The organism is Metabacillus sp. YM-086, assembly GCF_048059995.1.
GTDB lineage: Bacteria > Bacillota > Bacilli > Bacillales > Bacillaceae > Metabacillus > Metabacillus litoralis_B.
In genome coordinates, this window is sequence record NZ_JBLUOI010000004.1 from 55,782 (window position 1) to 78,991 (window position 23,210).

General features: G+C 34.9%; 25 protein-coding genes and 1 pseudogene. 23 read left to right on the forward strand and 3 right to left on the reverse strand.

Going from position 1 to position 23,210, the window contains the following annotated elements:
- Positions 1-36 precede the first annotated feature (36 nt).
- From cccB to ACEWK1_RS03010, 8 genes are all read left to right on the forward strand, one after another.
- Positions 37-375, forward strand: coding sequence for a cytochrome c551 (cccB, locus tag ACEWK1_RS02975; RefSeq protein WP_212135757.1), 339 nt, complete (start codon positions 37-39; stop codon positions 373-375).
- A 184-nt stretch (positions 376-559) separates the two neighbouring features.
- Positions 560-1,495 carry an HD-GYP domain-containing protein gene (locus ACEWK1_RS02980; protein WP_212135759.1) on the forward strand — a complete coding sequence of 312 codons (936 nt, stop codon included), beginning with the start codon at positions 560-562 and terminating at the stop codon, positions 1,493-1,495.
- 251 nt (positions 1,496-1,746) lie between these two features.
- Positions 1,747-2,433: a cell division ATP-binding protein FtsE gene (gene ftsE, locus ACEWK1_RS02985; RefSeq protein ID WP_121663619.1), complete on the forward strand. Its 687-nt coding sequence runs from the start codon at positions 1,747-1,749 to the stop codon at positions 2,431-2,433.
- The gene (gene ftsX / locus ACEWK1_RS02990; protein WP_212135761.1) at positions 2,426-3,316 is read left to right on the forward strand and encodes a permease-like cell division protein FtsX; all 891 of its coding nucleotides are present in this window, start codon (positions 2,426-2,428) and stop codon (positions 3,314-3,316) included. Before ftsE ends, ftsX begins: the two co-directional genes overlap by 8 nt.
- A gap of 60 nt (positions 3,317-3,376) precedes the next feature.
- Positions 3,377-4,666 carry a murein hydrolase activator EnvC family protein gene (locus tag ACEWK1_RS02995; protein ID WP_212135762.1) on the forward strand — a complete coding sequence of 430 codons (1,290 nt, stop codon included), beginning with the start codon at positions 3,377-3,379 and terminating at the stop codon, positions 4,664-4,666.
- Between the two features lie 197 nt (positions 4,667-4,863).
- Positions 4,864-6,324 (forward strand): S41 family peptidase, encoded by a 1,461-nt coding sequence (locus tag ACEWK1_RS03000; RefSeq protein ID WP_212135763.1) that lies wholly within the window; start codon positions 4,864-4,866, stop codon positions 6,322-6,324.
- 149 nt (positions 6,325-6,473) lie between these two features.
- A complete protein-coding gene (locus tag ACEWK1_RS03005) occupies positions 6,474-6,821 on the forward strand; it encodes a swarming motility protein SwrAA (protein WP_212135764.1) in 348 nt (115 codons plus the stop codon).
- Positions 6,822-6,892: 71 nt separating this feature from the next.
- The gene (locus tag ACEWK1_RS03010; protein ID WP_212135765.1) at positions 6,893-8,068 is read left to right on the forward strand and encodes a PDZ domain-containing protein; all 1,176 of its coding nucleotides are present in this window, start codon (positions 6,893-6,895) and stop codon (positions 8,066-8,068) included.
- A gap of 660 nt (positions 8,069-8,728) precedes the next feature.
- Here ACEWK1_RS03010 and ACEWK1_RS03015 read toward each other — a convergent pair.
- The gene (locus ACEWK1_RS03015; protein ID WP_212135766.1) at positions 8,729-9,226 is read right to left on the reverse strand and encodes a hypothetical protein; all 498 of its coding nucleotides are present in this window, start codon (positions 9,224-9,226) and stop codon (positions 8,729-8,731) included.
- A gap of 14 nt (positions 9,227-9,240) precedes the next feature.
- Entirely contained in the window at positions 9,241-10,002 is a 762-nt protein-coding gene (locus ACEWK1_RS03020; protein WP_212135767.1) for a FixH family protein, read from the reverse strand.
- Positions 10,003-10,280: 278 nt separating this feature from the next.
- Between ACEWK1_RS03020 and ACEWK1_RS03025 the strand changes: the two genes are divergently transcribed.
- From ACEWK1_RS03025 to ACEWK1_RS03075, 11 genes and pseudogenes are all read left to right on the forward strand, one after another.
- Entirely contained in the window at positions 10,281-11,120 is an 840-nt protein-coding gene (locus ACEWK1_RS03025) for a hypothetical protein (protein ID WP_212135768.1), read from the forward strand.
- Positions 11,121-11,190: 70 nt separating this feature from the next.
- Positions 11,191-11,811 carry a zinc-dependent metalloprotease gene (locus ACEWK1_RS03030; protein ID WP_212135769.1) on the forward strand — a complete coding sequence of 207 codons (621 nt, stop codon included), beginning with the start codon at positions 11,191-11,193 and terminating at the stop codon, positions 11,809-11,811.
- A 240-nt stretch (positions 11,812-12,051) separates the two neighbouring features.
- Positions 12,052-12,252 (forward strand): annotated as a pseudogene (locus ACEWK1_RS03035) (DUF3885 domain-containing protein); the annotation flags it as partial.
- A gap of 228 nt (positions 12,253-12,480) precedes the next feature.
- Positions 12,481-13,035 carry an HAD-IIIA family hydrolase gene (locus ACEWK1_RS03040; RefSeq protein WP_212135975.1) on the forward strand — a complete coding sequence of 185 codons (555 nt, stop codon included), beginning with the start codon at positions 12,481-12,483 and terminating at the stop codon, positions 13,033-13,035.
- A gap of 139 nt (positions 13,036-13,174) precedes the next feature.
- Positions 13,175-13,708 (forward strand): GNAT family N-acetyltransferase, encoded by a 534-nt coding sequence (locus tag ACEWK1_RS03045; RefSeq protein ID WP_212135770.1) that lies wholly within the window; start codon positions 13,175-13,177, stop codon positions 13,706-13,708.
- Positions 13,709-14,074: 366 nt separating this feature from the next.
- The gene (locus ACEWK1_RS03050; protein ID WP_212135771.1) at positions 14,075-14,509 is read left to right on the forward strand and encodes a hypothetical protein; all 435 of its coding nucleotides are present in this window, start codon (positions 14,075-14,077) and stop codon (positions 14,507-14,509) included.
- A 47-nt stretch (positions 14,510-14,556) separates the two neighbouring features.
- Positions 14,557-14,931, forward strand: coding sequence for an FtsW/RodA/SpoVE family cell cycle protein (locus ACEWK1_RS03055; protein ID WP_212135772.1), 375 nt, complete (start codon positions 14,557-14,559; stop codon positions 14,929-14,931).
- A gap of 332 nt (positions 14,932-15,263) precedes the next feature.
- Positions 15,264-16,733 carry an FAD-binding oxidoreductase gene (locus ACEWK1_RS03060; protein WP_212135773.1) on the forward strand — a complete coding sequence of 490 codons (1,470 nt, stop codon included), beginning with the start codon at positions 15,264-15,266 and terminating at the stop codon, positions 16,731-16,733.
- 10 nt (positions 16,734-16,743) lie between these two features.
- The gene (locus ACEWK1_RS03065) at positions 16,744-17,265 is read left to right on the forward strand and encodes a hypothetical protein (RefSeq protein ID WP_212135774.1); all 522 of its coding nucleotides are present in this window, start codon (positions 16,744-16,746) and stop codon (positions 17,263-17,265) included.
- Positions 17,266-17,334: 69 nt separating this feature from the next.
- Positions 17,335-17,493: a hypothetical protein gene (locus tag ACEWK1_RS03070; protein WP_212135775.1), complete on the forward strand. Its 159-nt coding sequence runs from the start codon at positions 17,335-17,337 to the stop codon at positions 17,491-17,493.
- Between the two features lie 18 nt (positions 17,494-17,511).
- Positions 17,512-17,652 (forward strand): hypothetical protein, encoded by a 141-nt coding sequence (locus ACEWK1_RS03075; RefSeq protein WP_212135777.1) that lies wholly within the window; start codon positions 17,512-17,514, stop codon positions 17,650-17,652.
- 385 nt (positions 17,653-18,037) lie between these two features.
- Here the strand turns inward: ACEWK1_RS03075 and ACEWK1_RS03080 are convergent, their stop codons facing one another.
- The gene (locus tag ACEWK1_RS03080) at positions 18,038-18,475 is read right to left on the reverse strand and encodes an Lrp/AsnC family transcriptional regulator (RefSeq protein ID WP_121663614.1); all 438 of its coding nucleotides are present in this window, start codon (positions 18,473-18,475) and stop codon (positions 18,038-18,040) included.
- Between the two features lie 122 nt (positions 18,476-18,597).
- On the opposite strand from ACEWK1_RS03080, the gene ACEWK1_RS03085 reads away from it, so the two are divergent.
- The 4 genes from ACEWK1_RS03085 (at position 18,598) to ACEWK1_RS03100 (ending at position 22,897) form a co-directional block, all read left to right on the forward strand.
- A complete protein-coding gene (locus ACEWK1_RS03085; protein ID WP_121663613.1) occupies positions 18,598-19,005 on the forward strand; it encodes a carboxymuconolactone decarboxylase family protein in 408 nt (135 codons plus the stop codon).
- Positions 19,006-19,018: 13 nt separating this feature from the next.
- Positions 19,019-19,369 (forward strand): hypothetical protein, encoded by a 351-nt coding sequence (locus ACEWK1_RS03090; RefSeq protein WP_285849118.1) that lies wholly within the window; start codon positions 19,019-19,021, stop codon positions 19,367-19,369.
- A gap of 412 nt (positions 19,370-19,781) precedes the next feature.
- A complete protein-coding gene (locus ACEWK1_RS03095; RefSeq protein ID WP_162987577.1) occupies positions 19,782-21,515 on the forward strand; it encodes a sensor histidine kinase in 1,734 nt (577 codons plus the stop codon).
- Positions 21,512-22,897 carry a response regulator gene (locus tag ACEWK1_RS03100; RefSeq protein WP_212135783.1) on the forward strand — a complete coding sequence of 462 codons (1,386 nt, stop codon included), beginning with the start codon at positions 21,512-21,514 and terminating at the stop codon, positions 22,895-22,897. The genes ACEWK1_RS03095 and ACEWK1_RS03100 overlap by 4 nt, the downstream gene beginning before the upstream one ends.
- Positions 22,898-23,210: the final 313 nt, after the last annotated feature.

Here is a 23,210-nt window from a genome sequence, read left to right on the forward strand (position 1 = left end):
TTTACATAATTGAATTCGATGCAAGGAGGAATACCTTTGAAAACGAAATTATTCGCCTTATTATTAGGGTCTGTGTTTGTTTTATCAGCATGTGGTGGAGAAGAAGCGCCTGCTGATGAAGCGGCGGATACAACTGAGGGGACAGCAGAAACAGCGAGCGGAGATGCAGAAGAAATTTTTCAAAAAAGCTGTATCGGCTGTCATGGTCGTGAACTTGAAGGTGGAGCAGGTCCGAATTTAACGGAGGTTGGCTCGAAATATAGCCAAGATGAAATTGCGAGCATCATCATTAATGGTCAAGGAAGCATGCCAAAGGGAATTTTAAATGAAGCAGATGCTGAAGTTGTGGCAGCTTGGTTAGCTGAAAAGAAATAAGTGTAAGGGATAGCCTAAATGGTTATCCTTTTTTTAGTAGGTAAGAAAGTATAAAATTTTGTACGTAGTTTTAGTGTCTACCAAGGCGCTTGGGCTTTTCTTAATAGGTAGCATACATTTTTGGTGATTTTGTCATATTTTGTAGTATACTAAATTTTAAGAAATTTTCACCAAGGAGACAAGAATGAATATATACCATGATACAACCATTATCAATCCTTTGTTGGTAGCGCTGTCTAAATTTAGATGGGTTCTTTATATCATCAGTGCCTTTATCCTTTTCGCAGCCGATAAAGCCCCTTACGGTAGATTTGTTGTTGTACTGTTAATGCTAGTGATGATTCTCCTCGGCTTAATTTATAAAAATCTGATTGTTTTACTTATGCAAAGTGGACTTGTCACGTTAGCAAGGTATCTTTTAGCGCCTGATAGTATCCCTTATATTGACTCTTATTTTTTAGTGTGGGTCTATTATTTTATTGTCGGCGCAGCGATTTCCGTTCTAGTATCAAACTACATTCGCCAACAGCAGATAAATGTTGAGTTAGCAGCGTCCTTTTCAAGATTGCTGGACTCTCGTGACCCATATACTGCGATGCATTCAGAAAATGTAGCAAATTATGCGAAAATCATCGCAGAAGAATTAGGTTTATCCAAACAAAAAGTAAAAAGTGTTTATCTCGGTGGCTTACTGCATGATATCGGGAAAATTTCAATCCCAGAAGCTATCTTAAATAAAAAAGAAAAGCTCTCAGATGATGAGTTTACAGCAATAAAAGCTCATCCAAACGTTGGCTACAACACACTTAAAAATTTATCAAATTATAAAAATACAGGCATACTGGATATCATTTTACATCATCATGAAAGATATGACGGCAAGGGTTACCCTAATGGCTTAAAAGGTGATGAAATTCCTTACCTTGCACGGATTGCTGCAGTTGCTGACGCTTTTGATGCGATGACAACGAGCAGAGTGTACAGAGGGAAGAAAAATATTGAAGCAGCACTAGCTGAAATACAGAAAAGCAAAGGAACACAATTTGATCCAGCAATTGCTGATGCCTTTATTAAAGTAGTTGAAAAAAATAAACATAGTCTCATTAAAAAGAAACACTGAAGATATTTTTAGTGTTTTTTTCTTGTTACTTTATTCCAACCTACCCCAAAAAACTATCTATATTACAACGTTTCGACACCTATTAACAGACATGAAATGAAAATGTAATATAATTTAGTCTATTCTTGACGAAAATTGATGTTATAATAAATTTTGTAGTTTTAGAGACAAGGAATCACTATGTCTACTTTATCGACAATTAACGACAAAAAGTGACATAGACTCAAAAAAACAACTTTAGGTGGTTTATTATGATAGAAATGTCCGAAGTGTATAAAACGTATCCAAACGGTGTGTTAGCCGTTAATGGAATCGATATAATGATCAACCAAGGTGAGTTTGTGTATGTTGTTGGACCAAGTGGTGCAGGTAAATCAACGTTTATCAAAATGATGTACCGTGAGGAAAAGCCTTCAAGCGGAAAAATCATTATTAACGGAATGGATTTATCTAAGCTTAAGGAAAACAAGGTCCCTTTATTAAGACGTAATATCGGCGTCGTTTTCCAGGACTTTAAACTTTTGCCGAAGCTAACAGTCTTTGAAAATGTAGCATTTGCCTTAGAAGTGATTGGTGAAAACCCTAAAAATATTAAAAAGAGAGTACTAGATGTACTAGATTTAGTTCAATTGAAACACAAAGCGAGATTTTTCCCAAATGAATTATCAGGTGGGGAGCAGCAACGTGTGTCGATTGCGCGTTCAATTGTGAACAACCCGGCTGTTATGATTGCCGATGAGCCAACGGGTAACCTTGACCCTGATACATCATGGGAAATCATGCATTTGTTTGAAGAAATCAATGATCGTGGAACAACGATTGTGATGGCTACACATAACAAAGAGATCGTGAACACGTTAAAAAAGCGTGTCATCGCAATCGAGGATGGTAGGATTGTGCGTGACGAAGCAAGAGGGGAGTATGGTATTTATGACTAATTCTCTTGGCCGTCATATTCGTGAAAGCTTAAAGAGTTTAGCAAGAAATACATGGATGACATTTGCATCGATCAGTGCGGTGACTGTGACGCTGATCTTAGTCGGAACATTCCTAGTCATCATGATGAATCTTAACCATGTAGCATCGAATCTTGAAAAAGATGTTGAGATTCGTGTATTGATCGATGTAACAGCAGATGAAGCAGCGCAAAATGCTCTTAAGAGTGAGATCGAAAAAATAGAACAAGTTGATACCGTTGTATTCTCTCCTAAGGAAAAAGAGTTAGAAAATCTCGTTGAAAGCTTAGGAGAAGAAGGAAAGTCATTCCAACTTTTTGAACAAAATAACCCGTTAAATGACGTGTTTATTGTCAAAGCGAAGGATCCAAATGATACGAGTGCATTAGCCGAGAAGATTACGAAATTAGATAATGCTTCTAAGGTTAGATACGGCCAAGATCAGGTAGAAAAATTATTTGATGTGATTTCAATCTCTCGTAACATCGGGATTGGCTTAATCATCGGTTTAATCTTTACAGCCATGTTCTTAATTTCTAATACGATTAAAATTACAATCGTTGCTCGTCGACATGAAATTGAGATTATGAGACTTGTAGGGGCAACAAACGGATTTATTCGTTGGCCGTTCTTTCTGGAAGGTTTATTCTTAGGTGTATTTGGTGCAGTGGTTCCGATTATTTTAATTGGCGTTGTTTATAAATCTCTGTACACATGGGCGATTCCTAAGCTTCAAGGATCATTTGTTGAGTTATTACCGTCAAGTCCATTCCTTTTCCAAATATCAGCTCTTTTATTGTTCATCGGTGCGTTAATTGGAATTTGGGGAAGTTTAATGTCTGTTCGTAAGTTCTTAAAAGTGTAAGCTAGCAATATTTTTATTGCTAGTTTACTAGTTTTTACATAACGTTGGGGAGGAAACAAGATGAATCGAAAACTAATGACGTTTAGCTTGGCTGCTGTTTTAGGGACAAGCACATTATTACTGCCTAATCACCACCTTGGCTTCGCTCAAACGTTACAGGAAAAGAAGCAGGAAATAGAGAAAAAACAATCAGACGTATCATCTGATCTTGATCAAAAGGAAAGTGAAATCTCCGAGCTTAAAGATCAAGAAGCAAAATTAGATGAAGAAATCAAAAAAATTGACACGCAATTTGCTGAAACGAACGGGAAAATTCGTGAACAAGAGGCTAGTATTGAAGAGTCTAGAAAGCAAATTGAAGAACTAAAAGTAGAGATTGAAGAAGTAAAAGCTCGTATTGCTGAACGTAATAAGCTTTTAGAAGATCGTGCTCGCACGCTACAACAATCTGGCGGTATGATTAGTTATTTAGATGTGCTCCTAGGTGCTCAAAGCTTTGGAGATTTTGTTGGTCGTGTTAATGCGGTTACAACAATTGTAGAAGCAGATCGTGAAATTATTAAAGCACATGAAGCAGACAAGCAAACGCTAGAGCAAGCAGAGGCAGATCTAAATAATAAACTAATAGAACTTGAAAATGCTTTAACAGAATTAGAAACTCTTAAACAGCAATTAGCTGGTCAAAAGAAGAAAAAAGAAGAGTTAATGGCTCAAGTTCAAGTTCAGCATGATGAAGCCATTCATGAAATGCATGAATTAGAAGATGAAGCAGCATTTTTAGAAGAGCAAAAGACAGCAATTGAAGCTGAAGAAAAGCGTCAGCGTGAAGCAGCAGCCGCGGAAGCTAAACGAAAAGCAGAGGCAGCAGCAGCTAAAAAATCAAGCTCAGGTTCTTCTGGCTCAAGTAATAATTCATCTTCACAAACACCAGCTGTAACAAGTGGAAGCTTTATGTGGCCTGCATCTGGTTCCTTCACATCAGGATATGGCTACCGTATACACCCTGTAACAGGTGGTAAGAAGTTGCACTCTGGTATTGATATTGCCAACAGTGCAGATGTTCCGATTGTCGCTGCAGCAGGAGGTACAGTAATTCGTGCCAACTATTCTAGCAGTTACGGAAATGTAGTGTACATTTCTCATAAAATTAATGGACAAGTGTACACAACTGTCTATGCGCACATGGAACAATTCTATGTGAAATCAGGACAATCTGTTTCAAAAGGTCAGCAAATTGGCATCATGGGAAATACAGGTCGTTCAACAGGACAGCATTTACACTTTGAAATTCATAAAGGGCCATGGAACGGATCTTCAAGCTCTGTCAATCCATTGGACTATTTACCATAACATTACCCAGAAAGAAAGCCTCTAAAACATCGTATGTTTTAGAGGCTTTTCGTTTTAACCTCGTTTATCTATTGTCCTGTTGTCTAACTTTCGTTTTTTTATTTACATGATATGACCAAGCTTTACATATAATAGGAAAAGTCTACTTACAAAATGATTTACATAAACCTGGCTATATTGGCATGAGGAGGTAAAGGATGAATCAGAAAATCACAGCATTTTTACTAGCACTTGGCGTACTCGTTGGCGCAGGTGGAATGTTTGTAGGATTAGAGCTTACAGAAGATCCAGCACCTAAGGAAGCTGAAGCCATCCCAACCTTTGGGAATGTGTTTCAATCTGAAGAAGAACAAGCATCTGAAATTGAAGGGTTTGATAAGTTTAAGCAAGCTCTTGAGTTAATCTCAACAAAATATGTTGAGGATGTTGATGAAGAAGAGCTATTAGAAGGCGCGATTCAGGGTATGCTTTCAACGCTTGAAGATCCATACTCTGTATATATGGACAAAGAAACAGCAGCACAGTTTTCACAATCACTTGATTCCTCCTTTGAGGGAATTGGTGCTGAGGTTGGTATGCAAGAAGGTAGAGTAACGATTGTTTCTCCATTTAAAGGCTCTCCTGCTGAAAAAGCAGGTCTTCAGCCAAACGATCAAATCGTGAGCATTGATGGAGAAAATGTTGAAGGCCTTGATTTACACGAAACGGTGTTAAAAATTCGTGGAAAAAAAGGAACAAAAGTCGCGATTGAGGTTGTTCGTCCGAACACAAGAGAAAAATTAACATTTGATGTTGTTCGTGATGAAATTCCGTTAGAAACTGTGTTCGGTTCAACAAAGGATTATCAAGGGAAAAAGGTTGGGTACATTCAAATTACTTCTTTCTCTGAAAACACAGCAAAGGATTTTAAAGAAACATTAACAAAGCTAGAGAAGGACAATATTGAAGGACTTGTGTTAGATGTTCGTGGAAATCCTGGAGGCTACTTACAAAGTGTTGAAGAAATTTTGAAAGAGTTTGTAACGAAGGATCATCCTTATATCCAAATTCAAGAACGCAATGGAGATAAAAAGCGTTATTTCTCTACACTTTCTGAGAAAAAAGATTATCCTGTTTCGGTGTTAATTGATAAAGGAAGTGCTTCTGCTTCTGAAATTTTAGCAGGTGCGTTAAAAGAAGCATCAGGATATGATATTGTTGGTGTGACCTCGTTCGGTAAAGGAACGGTTCAACAGGCTGTTCCAATGGGAGATGGCAGCAATATCAAGTTAACTCTCTACAAATGGTTAACACCTGAAGGCAATTGGATTCACAAAAAGGGTGTGGAGCCAACGATTAAGGTTGAACAGCCGGCACTATATCAAGCAAGCCCTTTACAAATCGAAAAGGCGTTAACGTTTGATATGAACAATGACCAAATTAAAACTGCACAGCTTGCTTTAAAAGGTTTAGGCTTTGAACCTGGAAGAGAGGACGGCTACTTTAGTAAAGCAACAGAAAATGCCGTAAAAGCTTTCCAGCAAACAAATGAGCTCCCGATCAGCGGGAAAATTGACTTGCAAACAGCAGACACTCTAAACCAAAAGGTAGTAGAGCTGCGAGGAAAAGAAGACAACGATGTTCAGTTAAAAATGGCAATTAAATCGTTGTTTAAATAAACGTTTAATTAATCAGGGCTAACACCATGTTAGCCCTGATTTTTTGTATTAGTGCTGGCAACAAGCCAAGCTTTTCTGCCAATAAGGACGAAAAAAAGCCTCTATGTTCGTACCTATATAATATATCGGTGAAACTTAGGAGGTTAACCATGAGAAATTCCAGTTTACAAAAGGAGCAGGTGTATCAGGAGTTTTTAACTGAGTTGATGGAAAGCAGTTCTGAACATAAGTTTCACACTAGCCCTAGTAAGCCTGTTCGGTTATTTAGTATGTATATTGCCAACTATACAAGCATCAAAAAAATACAGCAGATTGATCAAGAATGTGTGAAAGCATTTTTTTCCTATCTCTTAAAAAATCATAAGCGACTTTCGCTATCTCTTTCAGATATAAAAAAATCGATTAAAACGATTGTTCTTATTTTAGGAATTGAGGAAGATGAGTGTTTTAGTGATTTTTCACTTTCTAACATGTGTATTTGGAACAACTTAAAATAAGAATACTAAATTTTCCACCGAGATGTTAAAATATGATTAACCTAATAGAAACAGTAAGGTGGGATTCTGTTTTGATCGATGATTGGTTACTAGAGTTGCTATGGGCAGCCGGTCGCTTCTTTATCCATCCGCTCTTTTATCTTTTTTTCCTTTTCACATTTGCCTATGGCTATCTTCGTGTTAAGCAAGAAAGAAAGTCTTTTCATATTCGTGTGTTCGATATTTATAATGAAATGAAGTTTACGTATACAAAAGGAATTGTGTTGGGACTGATTGTCTCTGTTGTTTCTTTTGCATTAGGCTTAAGTCTGCCGTTTGGAACTGTTGTCCTCATGGCGATTATTACAGCCGTGATTGGTCTTACATTTCAGCTGCGATGGCTGTCAGCTGCTTTTACAGTGGGATTAACGCTGTTAGCAGCAACCTTTATTCCAGATGGATCTTTTTTTGTAGGATTATCTGAGACAAGCTTTGCTTCACTTAGCATTCTAGCTGCTTTATTAGTCATAGCGGAGGGAATTCTTATTTTCCGCACAGCACATATCCAAACGTCTCCGTTTTTAAAAACAAGTACTAGAGGTTTACCAATCGGAAATCATCAGGCAAAACGAACGTGGATGCTTCCATTGCTGTTACTTGTTCCAGGTGGTTCGTTAACCTCGTCACTACCTTGGTGGCCAGTGCTATCAATTAACGGAGAGCCGTTTTTACTACTGTTCATACCATTTTTCCTTGGATTCCATCAGCGTGTTCAAGGCTCATTGCCAAAAGAAAGTATGAAGGTGACAGGAGAACGGGTTATCTGGCTCGGTGTGTTGACTCTGCTCATGGCAGTAGCAAGTATTTGGTTTGCACCTGCAGCATTTATCGCTGTGTTTGTTGCGATGGTAGGACGCGAATTCATCACAATCCGTCAACGACTAAACGATGACTCAGCAGCGTTTTATTTCTCAAAACGAGATCATGGCTTAATGATACTAGGCATTCTTCCACATTCACCAGCTGAAAAAATGACCCTTCAAGTCGGGGAAATGGTCACAAAGGTTAATGGGTATGCTGTGAAAACAGTGGACGAGTTTTATCAAGCTCTCCAGAAAAACCGAGCATTTTGTAAGCTTGAAGTGATCAATTTTAACGGAGAAATCAGATATGCTCAAAGAGCGCTTTATGATGGTGAGCATCATGAGCTTGGGATTCTGTTTGTGCAGGATGGGAAGAAGAAGTGGGAGAATGAGACGGCTGTTTAGTAGTAATCCATAATCTTTTGGAATGGCAAATTACATAAAGATAAAGTTTAACTGTAAAATTTCTAAGAGAAACGATTCTGTCGTTTCTCTATTTTTATGTTGGTAATAAAGAATTATCAATTGACATCCTTGAAAAAGGTTCTTATGCGAAATAAAACATATAATCCATCCAAAAAGTTACTTGAACAAATAAGAAAAGAACTTCCTTAACGGGAGAAACCTTGTATTCAAGGGTTTCTCTAATATTTATGATAAAAAACAACATTAAACATTAACAGAGCCTATATTTAAAAAATTATTTTTCTGAATCTCGGACTATCAAAGTGTGATATTTCCCAATTCCCGAAATTATGTCGACCTTGACGTGTATATCGGTCTGTATTACCCATCTTTTATCTCAGAAGAAAGAAATAACTACTTAAAACACAACCACAACTATTCAGGTTCCAGATGATTCAGATGAAGAGTCGATCGAACTGTTAGATTACACTTCTTGGTTAAATGATGTTCTAACATCAGGTTTATTTTATTACTTTAAAAATTAAACGAGACATTATTAAAAAGAAAAAGGGCCTAGCCCTTTTTCTTACACTTTACTTCTTCAAACCATATTTCCAAGTCACTAATACAAAATAGAACCACAGGAATCATCACAAATAATTAAGAAATGTCTACTACTTTTATATAAATTACCTGACCATTTTTTAACGAGAATTCAATATGCTTATTTGATTCTTTATCAAAGTACCCTATACTCTCAGAAGTATTGCTTTCTTTATTTGTATAAAAATTCTGTCCATATTGTTCAATGACTTCCTTTTTATTGCTACCCACTTTAATTCCCTTAACTGTTTCATAGTAGCTACTATTGATTTGATATTCCACAACTTTGTTTTCTATTAACATGATCATAAGCCCATCATTTCCATACGTTAAATGAGTTATGGAATCTGTTTGTTCATTTTTTTTTGCTTCTCCAAGTTCTTCTTGAACCTTTTCGGAACTGTCGCCTAGTTTCATCCCGTTGGTCGATTCATCTTGTAATTTAGTAGTTTTTACATCGCTCATATAATCATAAGCATCTTTTTGAAGTACTTCGCATCCAGAGACTGTTAGGGTGGCCGCAAGAATGAATGCTACTAGTAAACACTTCTTCAATCAAATCACCTCTTTTAAAAGTTTACTTCCTCTTCTTTATGATAGTGGGTTTCTCCCTTTTCAACATGTATGTTTACGTGATATAAACCATCGTAATCACTATCAAGTTGGTGGACGTACTCTCCCTCTTTTTCTTCAACTGTGTCTAAATATGTATGTTTTTCTGCTGTTTTTTCATTCCAAATTTCAAATCGAACTCTTGCTTCTTTTAAATAGGCACTACCTTCTGATACATGAACAAGAAGTTTTTTTGCATTTGAATCATACATAAGGTGCGTAGAAATGTTTCCTTTTTGTTTCTCTCCTTCTTGTGTTTCATTAGTGGTTTCATGTTCATGCGTATCACTTGTAGTTACCTCTGTATGGTCATGGCTCTCTTCTGTTGATACTTCAGAACCTACTAAAAGAGTTGTGGTTTCCTCGAAAAATTGTTCTCCCTTTTCGACGTGATACTTTAAATGGTATCTTCCCTCTTTTTCGAATTCTTTTACAAACGAATATTCACCATTTTTGTTTGGTTCAAAATCTTCCTTCTCCACCTTATTCTTTTCATCTACAGATACAAGTTCATAGTACGCCTCGTCTAATTTTTTAACATTTTCTTCACCCTTACTTACCGTTAGAGTGAATCTTACTTTTTCCCCTGGCTCAACATTTTCATCCTCAATAGAGATCTTAGCAACTAATGGATCCGAAGATGAGCCATCTCCTTTTGGTTGTGCACTGCATCCACATAATAATAGAAAAATAATGGCTGAATAAAAAACTTTTTTCATAAAGTATCTCCCTTGCTTTTGTATTAGTAGGTTTCTTATTCTACCAATTATGGTATTAAATGTTAATGAGTCGAACGATGTGGAAATTTATCACTTCGAAACTATAAAATCGTGATTCTTTACTTATTTTCCATTTTTTAGGTGGGTAATATTTCCCTAATTTCCCATAAACGATTGACTCTAGATTCTGGATTATTATGATTGATTCTGTGGCAATTCACTAAGGAGGTGCTTTTTTAATCTAATCGCCATATACTAATCGTTTTGGAGGAGTACATATGAACAAAAGTAAATTTGTTAAAAAAATTCAAGGTTTTGGTGTTATTGCTTGTGCAACAGCCATCTTAATCTCACCTGCATTTGGTAAAGCTCAAGCAGTAAACCCTTCACATGTAAACGGATCTGTTACGGTGGGGATTTTATTTGATGACACAGCTACCCAACAAATGAAAGATGACATTGTTGCTCAAGGCGGTGTTATTACAAACTCAGACAAAGGTGAAATGTTCCGTGTAGGTAGCGCTTCTTTTGAAATCCAATTAGTAAGCAAGAATGGAAAGTACAGCTACAAAACATTTATTGACGAAAACGGTAATTATAATTTCTCTAATGTTAAAACGGGTAAATATGAAGCTTCCTTAGTTATCGGAGAAGAAGTTCTTTCCACACAAGAACTTACAATCAATAAATCAAAAGTTAATGATCTATTGGTTCCATTAAATTTAGATGACTATCTAAATGCTACTATGCACCAAGGTGAAGAGGAAGAACATGATCACGTACATGATCATGAAGGAACGGAAGAAGGTTCTTCGGAAGAATCAGTAGAAACTGTTGTATTAGAAGAAACGCCTGCAGACTCCGTTACTTCTGATAGTGAAGAAGAAACTGTAGCATATAGTCACAAATATCCGTATAAACCATGTATTGATTATAATGGTTGGAATGCTCCTGATTCTCGTCATGTTCACGACTGGAGTCATTTCTTTGGCAGTGATTGTATGCTTGCCGCTTGGATTGGTTGCACAGGAGATCATAATAATAACACTGAGTATTGTGACGGTACTATCAACTGCTCAAGTATTATTGGACACAAAACATCCTACCACGCACACTAATAGAATTCTGTATTGTTAAACCATTGGCCATGCACCTAGCATGGCCTTTTCCTGAGGATGTGACAAATAATTGATTAATAAGATTTTTATTAGGTCAGTATTTCCTATTCTTCTTTTTGTCATTGCACTTTTATTTTTATCATTTATTCCTAATGAAAAAGATGCCGCATTTGAACCCCATCCCCTATATGTTTTAGTTGCAGTTGATGAAGAATACAGAAACACACATGAGGATTGGCAAATTAGAGCAAAAGAAGTAGTGGAACAAGCAGATGATTTATTTAATAATACATTCAACATTGATTTTCAAGTAACAGCTGTAGGCAAGTGGGAATCTGACGGGTTGAACAGTAAAGAGATATTGCAAGATCTTAAATCAAATTGGGATAACCCTGAGTATGATTTTATCGTAGGAATTACATTGGATGAGAACTTTACTGAGGGAGGCATCGCTCCTATTTATAAGGAAAAACCTAAAAAGAGTGCTTATAGTGTTGTCTACGATCAAGGTGATAGAACATACCAATCCCTCCAACATGAACTTTCGCATAATTTTGGGTTATCTCATCATCCAGAAGATAGCGAAATTAAATGCATTATGAACTACTCATTTTTATATAAAATTTCAGAATGGGATCCTGATCACTTAGATCAATTGAAGAAAAACGTCAAATGGTACATCGATAGTTAAAAAGTATGTTTGTTATATAGAAATATGCTTTTTTATATTTATCTAAATTAACTCAAACCAAAAATAAAAAAGTAACGGCTTTAAAACAGTTACTTCCGTTTTTTGCATCTATTTAATTTTCTCTTCTGTTTCAACATCAAAGAAATGCAATCGAGAGGACAAAAGAAAAGAAAGAGAATACTATAAAAAGAACAAAAACTCACTAAAAGCTCTTACGGTAATCATGCTTTTATAAATATACAACATTTAGGGATCCAACCAAGTACTTTTCATAGGATATATTTTCTAAATATCAAAAGAAAAACGATTTTTCATGTGTACGATGATAGAGGATGTGATTTGTTTGCTACCTCACCTGAATCTATACGGGACATTTATAAAAAATACAATGAATGGATATTAGTTTACGACAAGTATGAAATAGATAAAGTGTTTAAATAAGGTGCTTAATCTAATAATAATCTTCAGCAATAACAGCGCCTTTCTGGAATTGAAGAGGGGTGCTTATTCCAATTTAAGTGAATTATTTTAGATAAACAAGGATGAGGATATGTTAAAATTAGGAAGATGTTGTAATATGTACTTTAACTAACAGGCAGGTTTGATGAAGTAAATTTAATATTAGGTAGATGATTGTTAGTGGGTGAGGAGATCATTTTAATGAATAATATTCGTAAAATAGAAGCTATTTTTTTGGATCGTGATGGAACAATTGGTGGTGATGACACTGTACACTATCCAGGAACATTTGAATTATTTTCTCATTCTCAAGAATTAATATACAAATTAAGGAAAGATGGGATTAAAGTATTCTCATTTACAAATCAACCAGGAATATCTGAAGGAAAAGCAACTCCACAAGATTTTATAGACGAACTTACCACATTTGGCTTCGATGATACTTTTATTTGTTCACATAGTCATAATGAAGGTTGTTCTTGTAGGAAGCCCAACATAGGAATGCTTACCAAAGGTGCAGTGAAATATAAATTAAATCTAGAAAATTGTGTTGTCATAGGTGACAGATGGAGTGATATGTTAGCTGCTTCTAGAGCTAATTGTATCAAAATACTTGTGAAAACGGGTGCAGGTCAATCAGCATTAAATGAACATTATGACAAAATTAGAGATATAGACATTGAATATGTCGCTGAGAATATTAAGGTAGCAATAGATTGGCTTTATTGTCACTTAGATATTACGAGTTCATCTTTTTCGTCTTGAGAGGGTAAGATGCTTTAGTTTCAGGACAATCTTTAACAAACAAAAGCGCTGTTCTTGAATAAGAGGAGAGCTACTTTTAAAACTATATAGAATGGAGATTGAATGTGAAGAGTTTCATTCAATTTAATGGGGCGGTTTGTTGAAGAAAGTAAAGGTAAAGGTATATACGATAATAAATTATTATAGAGGAGTTAACTTGTTATCATTTCGAAGGATTGAGATACCAAGAGATAATGAAACCATTATTAAATTTAGAAGAAATTCTTACATTATTAGCTTTGGTGAAGAAAAATTGTTTGGGAGTAATAATAGTTATATAAAGAGGATATTCGAAAGGCTTAATAAATTCCCAGAGGGACTTGTAATTGTTGAAATGGATGATAAGCCAGTGGGTCAAATTGAGTTGCAAATTAAGCAATTTGAGAATAAGAACGTTGGATACGTTAATTTGTTTTACTTAGTTGAAGAATACCGTGGGCAAGGTTACGGAGCTAAACTAATAGAATATGCCGAGAATTTCTTTCGCAAAAATCAATTGAATTTATATCAATTAAGAGTATCTCCAACGAATATTAATGCAATAAACTTTTATAAAAAACACGGATTTGAATTACTTAGAATTGAAGAGGAAGACAAAGTTCCGAGATATAGAATGCAAAAAATATTAAGCTAATGAGGCGGGCTGTTTAATAACACTCTTCAGCAATCAAAGCGCCTTTATTGAACAAGGAAAGACAAGGATAAGTGCTTTATTAATTTTGAGAGACAGTTACATATAATTGAAATATGAACAATAAAAAACATCGTGCTATTGGGCACGATGTTCAATGTAAATAAATTATTTATTCAGCAGTAAATATAAATGAATCTTTTAATGGTCTGCCATTACTATCTTCTGTACAAAGAATTTCAACTTTTAATTCATTAGTTTTTTCAGCCCTGTGGAAATTAGAAGAAGAGTTTACTAGCTATAGTCATTCTTGCAGCCAGTTTAGCTGCAGCTGGATGTGATGTCCTTCAAAAAGATGCTTATGACTATATGAGCGAAGTGCGATCTACAAAATTACAAGATGAAACAACAAATGGGGTAAGTTTAAGAGATAACTCTGAAAGTGTAGAGAAGAACCTTGGGAAACCCAAGAGAATTGAAAAAATTGATTCAGTCACTCATTTAACATATGGAAATGATGGTCTTTCTATTACATTAGATGATAATATAGTCGTCGAATACCAGATCAATAGTACGGTGTATCAAACGGTTAAAGGGATCAAAGTAGGTAGTAACAAAGAGGAAGTCATCCAGCAGTACGGATCGAACTATTATACGAATAAAGAAGATAAAAGCTATAAGAGGATCGGTTACTTTGATAAAGAATCGGATCGACATATTGAATTTTTCTTAAAGAACAATCAAGTTATAAATATAAAAGTAGTCTATATTTCTAATTATAAAATGTCTTCTGATTCAATTTAATGTTAATGTGTAAAGTGAAAATTTATAAGCTCAAGAATTGAATAACGATGTACTGTATTAGTAGTCCATTTTTATTTCTCATTACTCAAAACACATTTTTCTTATTGTTTTTTACTATTGATTATTCTGGAAATGGTGCTAAAAGCTGGTTTAGACTACCTGGCATATCTTTTCAACCATCTGAACTCATAAAGATTTCTTTAATTATATTACTTAGTTATATTATTAAGAAATCTAGTAATGTAAATGCTAGTATTAAAGGTAATCTATCCCTATTAATGAAAATGACAATTACTACCATGATACTTATCATATTAATAATGCAGCAACCAGACCTTGGAACGTCTTTAGTTCTGATTTCGATTTTTTGTGGATTAGTTTTTATATCAGGGATAGCATGGAAAATAATAAGTCCCGTTTGATACAAGGAGAAGGCTATCATTTTACATATGTATTGGGGTTATGCAATGTTTACTTTTCATGCATTCCAAAATATTGGTATGACTATTGGTTTAATTCCATTAGTGGAATACCACTTCATTGATAAGCTATGGTGGAAGCTCTATGGTAGGGAATATGTTAGCTCTAGGTTTAGTGTTAAGCATTAGTTTTAGAAACAAAATATATATATTTGATTAAAGCATGATAATGCAACATTTTTACAGTGTTAGCATATACAAATTTTTGCAAAAGGCGTCTTTTGTAATAAGAGGATTTTCAAATAACAACACTACATATAAAAACAGGAGTTAATATGCAAACGATAACGGAATTATTTAAAAAACCATGGTTTCTTGGAAGCCTAGTTTTTGTTATTATTTGCGTAGTCTTATGGAGCATACCGATTGAGAAAAGAAAATATGGACTATCTCAAAGTAATTTAGTAACAGACTATACAGGTCTTCTTCCTAAAAGAGTTGAACGAGTAGTTAAAGCAGAAAATCGTACTGAATTACAAAAGATTGTAGTGGAAGCAAACGAAAAAGGTCAGCAAATTTCCGTTGCTGGATTACAGCACTCACAAGGCGGCCATACTTATTACAAAGATGGTGTCGTTCTTGATATGCGGACATTCAATGATGTGTTAGAAATTGATGAGCAGGATAAAACAATACGTGTAGAAGGTGGAGCGACATGGGAAGATGTCCAAGAAGCTATAACACCTTATGGTTTAGCCTTAAAAGTAACCCAATCGCAGTCAATTTTTTCAATAGGGGGGTCCCTTTCAGTAAACGCTCACGGGCGAGATATTCGTTTTGGTCCTATGGCAGGAACGGTAAAGGAAATGACATTATTAACCCCTAAAGGAGAAATCAAGAAAGTAACCCGAGATAGCTCAGAAGAATGGATGAAGTATGTTTTTGGCGGCTATGGATTATTCGGTGTGATTTTAGATGTGACATTGGAATTAACAGAAAATGAAGTATACACCATCCATACAGTAGAACTACAAACGGAAGAGTATGAATCCTATTTTACCAATTTATTAGATAATAAAAATACTGCTATGCACTATGCTAGGGTAAGTGTTGCTCCAAGTACCTTTTTAGATGAAATGTATGTGATTGATTACAACTATACAGGAAAACAGGATCATAATACGCCACTCAAAGGAGAACGAGATGTTCGTCTAAGTAAACTGGCGCTAGATCTTGGACGACAAGGTGGATTCTTAGAGAATGTTTTTTGGGAAACTCAAAAACTATATATTAACTCAATCGACGGTAATACGATTAATAGAAATAACGCTATGCGCTCGGAATCTACATTCATGGAATTTACAAAACCTAATCGAGTCGAAGTCTTGCAAGAGTTTTTTATTCCAGTCCATTCTTACGAAGAATACATAAATGATTTAAAGGAATTGCTCTCACCAAACGACAAAAATGAAGATCTTAAAGTACATAATATTACGGTGCGATATGCAGCAAAGGACAACCACACAAGTTTGAACTATGCCAAGGAAGATATGTTTGGTCTAGTAATTTTGATTCAACATGGATTAAAAGAAAAAGAGATTGCTAATGCCAAAGCTATTATCCAAGATTGGACCAGTTTAACCCTCGACTATGGAGGAACATATTATCTTCCTTATTATCGTTATCAAACAAAAGAACAATTCATGAAGTCTTATCCTGAATGGGAAAGGTTCCAAGAAGAAAAATTGCGAAGAGATCCAAATGAGGTCTTTCGAAATCTATTTTATGACTATTACATCAAGTAAAGGAGACAACATGAACAATACAAGTGAACGGTATATCCCTCTTGTTGTGACAGTTGGACAGGTCGCTATTTTTCCATATTATATAGTTTGGTTAAAAGAAGTATCCTTGACTTTCACCTTATTTTCATGGCTATTTTCTGCATTTTCTTTTGCAGCTGCCTGGGGTTATCGTGTCTTTCACTCAAAAAAGAATAAGAACAATTCTTATATCCCTTTTATTTACGCTGGGATGGGTGTTGTATATATACTTGTAGGCTGTATAAAAAATTCGCTTGACTTTCTTCCTTATGTTGCTCTACTATTGCAAATCATCTTAGGATTTTTACAGGGTTATTTTCGTGCATGGCATATAGAGCAGAAGAACTATCGATTACACACTGTTAACCACTATTTAATTGTCGGTGTAACTATGATTGGGTTTTCTTTTGTTAATGTAATTTCTCCTGTTATCTTTATTTCTGTTTTCGGAAGCGTGTTGTGTGTTTGTGGCTTTTGGGATTTTATTCGAAAAAAGAAAGCTGAAGTTGTCTAGGCAGTAGAGCGTTTCACTACGGTTCAGTATCTTAACCATTATTTATTCATTTATAGGGGGGGAAATAGTTTGCCATTTGTAGAAACTAACAGACTTAAGTTAGTTACTTTTACAGTTGAGATGATGGAGGCTTTATTAATAAGTAATAGTGAACTAGAAAAGATCGTTCCATATAATATATCAGAAGGTTATCCTATGGAAGTTTATAGACACTTTTTCGCTTATTAGATTGAGAGGTTTCGAAGATTGCCTGATGAGAATGAATGGGAAGGAATTATTATTAATAAGGAAGATAACACAAGTATAGGTGATATGGGATTTAAAGGTGGACCAAACGAAGAGGGAATTATTGATATAGGTTATAGTATTGTACCAAACGTTTATTAGCAATGCTAAAGAAGAAAACGGGATTTATCTTTACCTGGATTATCTATGTGTATTTGAATGCCTTAAATGTAAAACAAAGGGAGAAGGCGTTTCATTTTATCGTTTTTGATGTCAAAGGAAACGGTGTTTTTTCGGAAGATTATGAGTAAAAATGGAACGCTTTATCATTTTAAGATATGGTAATGTCCCATTCGGGAAGATTATGAAAAATTACATTAGTGTGATTTTCATAATCTTCCCGAATGTCAATTCTGGCTGGGTAGTTAAAAAAAAATAATGGGAACAAAATCATTAGAGAAACGATTAGTCGTTTCTCTATTTTTATATTGAGTGATTCTATGGTTACGTGTAAACCAAGGGAAATAAGTTCTTTACTAAATCTAAATTAAGTATTCAGCTTTTGATTAGTAGGCACATGAGAAAAGATAAAGTGGGTTACAGTTTGTGCAAATGGGTTGACGTTATTAATAAATTCTTCTGCTTCAGCAAAGGTCTCAAAATTCATTTTGAGCATATAACAGGCATTACCTGCGATACGGTAGCAAAACTCTACGTTTGGAAGTTTTTCTATATAGTTTTTAAAAGATTTATAGTCCCCATTTTTTACAGTTGCTTCTATTATACATTGAATCGGTAGTCCTAATTTTTCATAATCCACTTCTAAAGTATAGTTCTTAATGATACCAAATGACTCCATTTGTCTGACTCGCTCAGTTACAGATGGAGAAGACAGGTTTACCCTTCTTCCAAGTTCACTCATAGACAGGCGGCTATTCGTATTTAATTCATCTAGTATTTTTTTATCAATCACGTCAATTTTCATATTTAAGGTGAAACCTCCTTATTAATTTAAATTTATAAAATATTATATGTATTTATATTTCAGATTTAATGTGAAAATGCTTTACGGAATTTTATAATTAATTTTACAAGGAGGTTGTTTCAATGGCAAGGATTGCAGAATCTAAGTATGGTCGTACATCATTCCAAAAGCTATTAGGACACAATAAACGAGTGATGGAAGGCTGGGTTCATTTAGGTAATGAACTAGAGAAGGATGGTTTACTATCCTTAGAATTAAAGGAACAAGTGAGGAGAACATTAGCACAGGGTAATGGTTGTGAATACTGTAAGGCAAAAGGGAAGCCTGAACCGGATAAGTTTGATGAAAAAATTTCCGTTGCAGTTGGTTTTGCAGAAGTATTTTTGAAGCAAAAGGGTGATATCTCAGAATCTACTTTTACTATATTACGAGACACCTTCTCCGATAATGAAATAAGTGAGCTATGTGCCTTTATTTCATTTGCTACTGCATCTCAATACTTTGGTGCGATGATGAAACTAGAAGATTGAGGGGGAATGTGTGTTGGTAGATCATTTGCAAATAGAACATGTTCATCAGTTACTTAAAAAGTCATGGTCCTCAGAATCAAGTACAAAATGGAGTCAAGATAACCCGGCAAGAGGCCAATGTGGAGTAACCGCTTTAGTTGTTCAGGACCTTTTAGGTGGAGAAATTAAGAAAACTCTTCTACTAGATGGTTGGCACTTTTACAATATCATAGATGGTAAACGATATGACTTTACCGCTTCACAATTTCACAATGAAATTGAGTATTCAGATATACATTCCAATAGAGATGAGGCTTTTTCTGATACTAATGAAAAGCAATACAATTATTTAAAGCTGAGTGTATATCGTTATTTATATAAATGATAAAACGGTTAATGGATATTGAATCAGTCCATGTACGAGATCAATTTTATTGGTTGCAAAAATTCTCCTTTATATGATTCATTAAATACCACTCTAAGCGCTTTGGTGAGTTGAATATAGAGCTTCATTCCTTGAGGATTGGAGCTTTTTTTAATAGGAGGAAAAGTCAATATATTCATAATTGTTCAGGTGTAGATATTGATATTAAATCTGATATAGGATAAGATTCAGAATATATTTAACCTTATAAAATATGGAAGTTATGAAAAGAAAAAAGAACAGTGCATGTAAAATGACTATATAGAAAGCTAGATTTCTAATTAAATATACTGAATAACATTTTTGAAAAGCAATCAATCTAAAAGTTGTTGAAAGCGTTAACAAAACTATGGGAGGGGGTGAGGACATTGTGATGATGAACTTACTAGTTAACCGTTTGAGCAAAGTCACGTTTAAAAATAGAATTATCCTTATTTTTCTGATCAGTACCTTCATTCCGTTTATTTGCCTTGGTGTTATCTCTTTTTACACAATAGATTCCATTATAGACAATAAGGTAGAGAGTTCCATTCAAAGTAACTTGAAGCAGGATTTGGTTACCTTGGAGAATTCGTTAAATAACATAAATCACGTTTCACAACAGTTAGCGTTTGGTGGGCGGGTGACTTTATTGTTAGAAGAATTACAAAAGGAGACTGAACCCTCTAAACGGATAGAGCTATTAAGTGAAATCAAAAGTGAAATAAACCTGATTTCTTTTTCTAACCCGAATGTTGGGTTAATTATGTACTATTATCCTGACACAGGTTTACATGATTTTGAAAATTTTAGGCTTCGTGATGATTTTTTGCCGGAGCAGCTACCTGTTATGGCTAAATATTCGGGAATCACCTATTATGGTCCACATAAAAGTTACAGCGGCTATATTAATCAATTTGTATTTAGCTCGATGCGAAAAGTGAATATATCAAATCATAATATTTATTTATATATTGAAACAGGTCGGAATGCTTTGGAGACCTTATTTGCTCCTCAAAATCGTAAAGATAACTCACGGAGATTACTCATTCTAAATAATGAAGGAAGAGTCACGTTTAGTGAAAACAAGGATGTTTTTCCTGAGAACAATATGTTTCCTGGATACAGCTCTGAAGCTAAATCAGGATATTATAGTACATACTTTTGGAGTAAAGAAACAAGTAACCAAGGCTGGAGTATTGTTTCGATCATTCCGATTAAAGAACTGAATCAAGAACGAAACAAATGGCTTCTTCAAGTTTCGATTATTTTTATCGTATTCATTTTAATTTCGTTATTATTTGCCTGGTTTTTATGGAAGATGGTATATAACCCTTTGAATAAGTTTAACAAGGAAATTAAAACGTTAATACAAACCGAAACGCAAGATACAGAATTAACGAAAATACCTGAATTTGATTATTTACTAAATCAAGTAAGAACGATGAAAACGAAGATTTGGGATCTGTATAGAGAAGTTGAACAAAAAGAAAAACGTAGAGCAGATTTGGAGGTAGAGAAATTATTATATCAAATTAATCCGCATTTCCTCATGAATACACTAGATACTGTGCGTTGGCTTGCTGTTTTTAACGGAAACAAAGAAATTGATAAGTTAGTTCTCTCGTTAAATAAATTGCTAAGTTACAATCTTGGGAAAATGGGTGAGGAAACAACGGTTGAGAAAGAAATACAAGCAGTAAAGGAATACCTACAGTTACAGCAAATTCGCTATGATTTTCAATTTGATGTTGATATTGATGTAGATGAAAACACGATGGGGATTTCGATTCCTCGATTCATTCTACAGCCATTGGTGGAAAATGCTCTTTATCATGGTGTTAGTGATAACGGATATATTCATGTGGACATTCAATTGATGGACAACCTCCAAATTACGATTCAAGATAACGGGTCGGGAATGTCAAAAGAAGAAATTGAAGCTTTATTTCTTGATCAAAAAGATGAAAGCCAAAAGGTGGGGATGGGAATTGGGATGAGGTATGTAAAGCGAATTCTTGAATCAAATTATGGAGATAAAGCTAAGTTGGAAATTAAAAGTGAGGTTGGAAAAGGCACGATTGTATCTATACTCCTACCTGTATCAGGGGGTGAAGATGCTCAATGATAAGAGTTTTAGTTGTAGATGATGAAAAAATCGTTCGTAAGGGATTAATCTCATTTATGCCTTGGGAGGATTTTGGGATGATTGTTGTGGGGGAAGCGAATAATGGTGAGAAAGCACTTGAATTTTTGGAAACGAACAAGGTTGACTTATTAATTACAGACTTAGCAATGCCTGTTATGTCAGGAATTGAATTGATGGAGGAAGTAAGTCAAAGGTATCCACATATCCAAATTGTTGTTCTGACGTTGCACCAAGATTTTGAGTATGTGCAGAAGGCTCTTCGCATGGGGGCAGTTGATTATATTGCAAAAACGGAGCTAGAAAAAGAGCAGTTTGAGGATGTTTTAGAACGAATTGTTTCGTTGATAGAGCAGAAAGATTCTTCAAAAAGACAGTTAACAGGTGAGAATGAAATAGAAGAAACAAATGATTTAGTTGTTTTATACGCATTAAACCTCCAAAGAGATGAAATGAAAATAGATGCCTCCCTATTGAAAAGAGCCTTCGAAGCAGATGTGGGCATATGGTATTGGACAGATATGCTAGAGCGAGAAAAGAAATCAATACTTGAATGGATAAACTCAAAGATAGAATATGCTCTGATTGTCTTTCAAAATCTAAAAGGAATGGATCGAAAGTCAATTTTACAACTTCTTCGTGGATATCAAAAGAGTGACTTGTTTTATGACTATGACCCAGCACAGCCATTTCAGATTGTTCAAGGTGAGGAGCTGTTAGCGAAGGAAAGGAAAGAGACGAAATATGATTTAAATAGATTAAAAGACAGGTGGCTTTCCGGTGAGTGGATTTATGATGATGCGGTGTTTGTAACGATGATTCATGAGCTTAAAGCGATGCGGATGCAGCCAATACGATTAACTAGGTTTTTTTATTCGTTAACAGATGAATGGAACAGGCTTTATAGTCAAATCCTGCCTGAGCCCATCACCATAGACGACTTTCTGTCAAGCTGGTTTCATTTTGAGATCTGGTTAAAGGAAATTAGAGAGATTATTAAAGTGATTAATATGAAGACGCCTTATTCAGATGAAATTCATGATAGCATCATGCGTGCTGTGACATTGGCGCAAAAAAAGATTGATCAGCCTTTGACAGCAGGGGAGATTGCTAGAAAGGTAAATATGAGTAGCAGTTATTTTAGTCAGTGTTTTAAAGATATTATTGGTCAAACCTATACAGACTACTTAAGGGAAATCCGTATGGAAAGAGCAAAGGAATATTTGCGTAATTCAACGAAAACAATTCAGTGGATTTCAGAGAAGGTTGGATATAACGATGAAAAGTATTTTAGCAGACTGTTTCGGGATTATGTAGGTGTGTTGCCTAGTGAATATAGAAGAATGGATTCAAAGGGTAAGTAGGAGGTAGGAATCGTTCGGAATAAAGGACCCTTTATTTCGAGCGTTTTTTTATCTACTTGTACTTAGAGCGAAAGCATGACATTTTGTATTCATTTGTAGAATCGTAGATACATTGGCAATAATCGAAGATAAAAATGATTAAGAGCTTTAATTGTTCCGTAGCCTTAGTTCAAAAACAATAAAGGGTAGAAAACGTTCGAAAAGAAGGTAGACATTTTTTGAACGTTTTTCTATTTATTAGAAAATAGTGAACTTTATTTGAAATCGCTTTCTAACTCGAAGGAATAAGGTGTCATGGTATATTGAAAGCGTA

Bases quoted from the DNA above. Each gene is read 5' to 3' on its own strand.
- ACEWK1_RS02995 (WP_212135762.1), top strand. From the start codon at position 3,377: ATGAATCGAAAACTAATGACGTTTAGCTTGGCTGCTGTTTTAGGGACA.
- ACEWK1_RS03085 (WP_121663613.1), top strand. From the start codon at position 18,598: ATGGCAAGGATTGCAGAATCTAAGTATGGTCGTACATCATTCCAAAAG.
- ACEWK1_RS03005 (WP_212135764.1), top strand. From the start codon at position 6,474: ATGAGAAATTCCAGTTTACAAAAGGAGCAGGTGTATCAGGAGTTTTTA.
- ACEWK1_RS03060 (WP_212135773.1), top strand. From the start codon at position 15,264: ATGCAAACGATAACGGAATTATTTAAAAAACCATGGTTTCTTGGAAGC.
- ACEWK1_RS03050 (WP_212135771.1), top strand. From the start codon at position 14,075: ATGAGCGAAGTGCGATCTACAAAATTACAAGATGAAACAACAAATGGG.
- ACEWK1_RS03100 (WP_212135783.1), top strand. From the start codon at position 21,512: ATGATAAGAGTTTTAGTTGTAGATGATGAAAAAATCGTTCGTAAGGGA.
- ACEWK1_RS03020 (WP_212135767.1), bottom strand. From the start codon at position 10,002: ATGAAAAAAGTTTTTTATTCAGCCATTATTTTTCTATTATTATGTGGA.
- ACEWK1_RS03025 (WP_212135768.1), top strand. From the start codon at position 10,281: ATGAACAAAAGTAAATTTGTTAAAAAAATTCAAGGTTTTGGTGTTATT.
- ACEWK1_RS03080 (WP_121663614.1), bottom strand. From the start codon at position 18,475: ATGAAAATTGACGTGATTGATAAAAAAATACTAGATGAATTAAATACG.
- ACEWK1_RS03095 (WP_162987577.1), top strand. From the start codon at position 19,782: ATGATGAACTTACTAGTTAACCGTTTGAGCAAAGTCACGTTTAAAAAT.
- ACEWK1_RS02980 (WP_212135759.1), top strand. From the start codon at position 560: ATGAATATATACCATGATACAACCATTATCAATCCTTTGTTGGTAGCG.
- ftsE (WP_121663619.1), top strand. From the start codon at position 1,747: ATGATAGAAATGTCCGAAGTGTATAAAACGTATCCAAACGGTGTGTTA.
- ACEWK1_RS03055 (WP_212135772.1), top strand. From the start codon at position 14,557: ATGTACTGTATTAGTAGTCCATTTTTATTTCTCATTACTCAAAACACA.
- ACEWK1_RS03065 (WP_212135774.1), top strand. From the start codon at position 16,744: ATGAACAATACAAGTGAACGGTATATCCCTCTTGTTGTGACAGTTGGA.
- ftsX (WP_212135761.1), top strand. From the start codon at position 2,426: ATGACTAATTCTCTTGGCCGTCATATTCGTGAAAGCTTAAAGAGTTTA.
- ACEWK1_RS03000 (WP_212135763.1), top strand. From the start codon at position 4,864: ATGAATCAGAAAATCACAGCATTTTTACTAGCACTTGGCGTACTCGTT.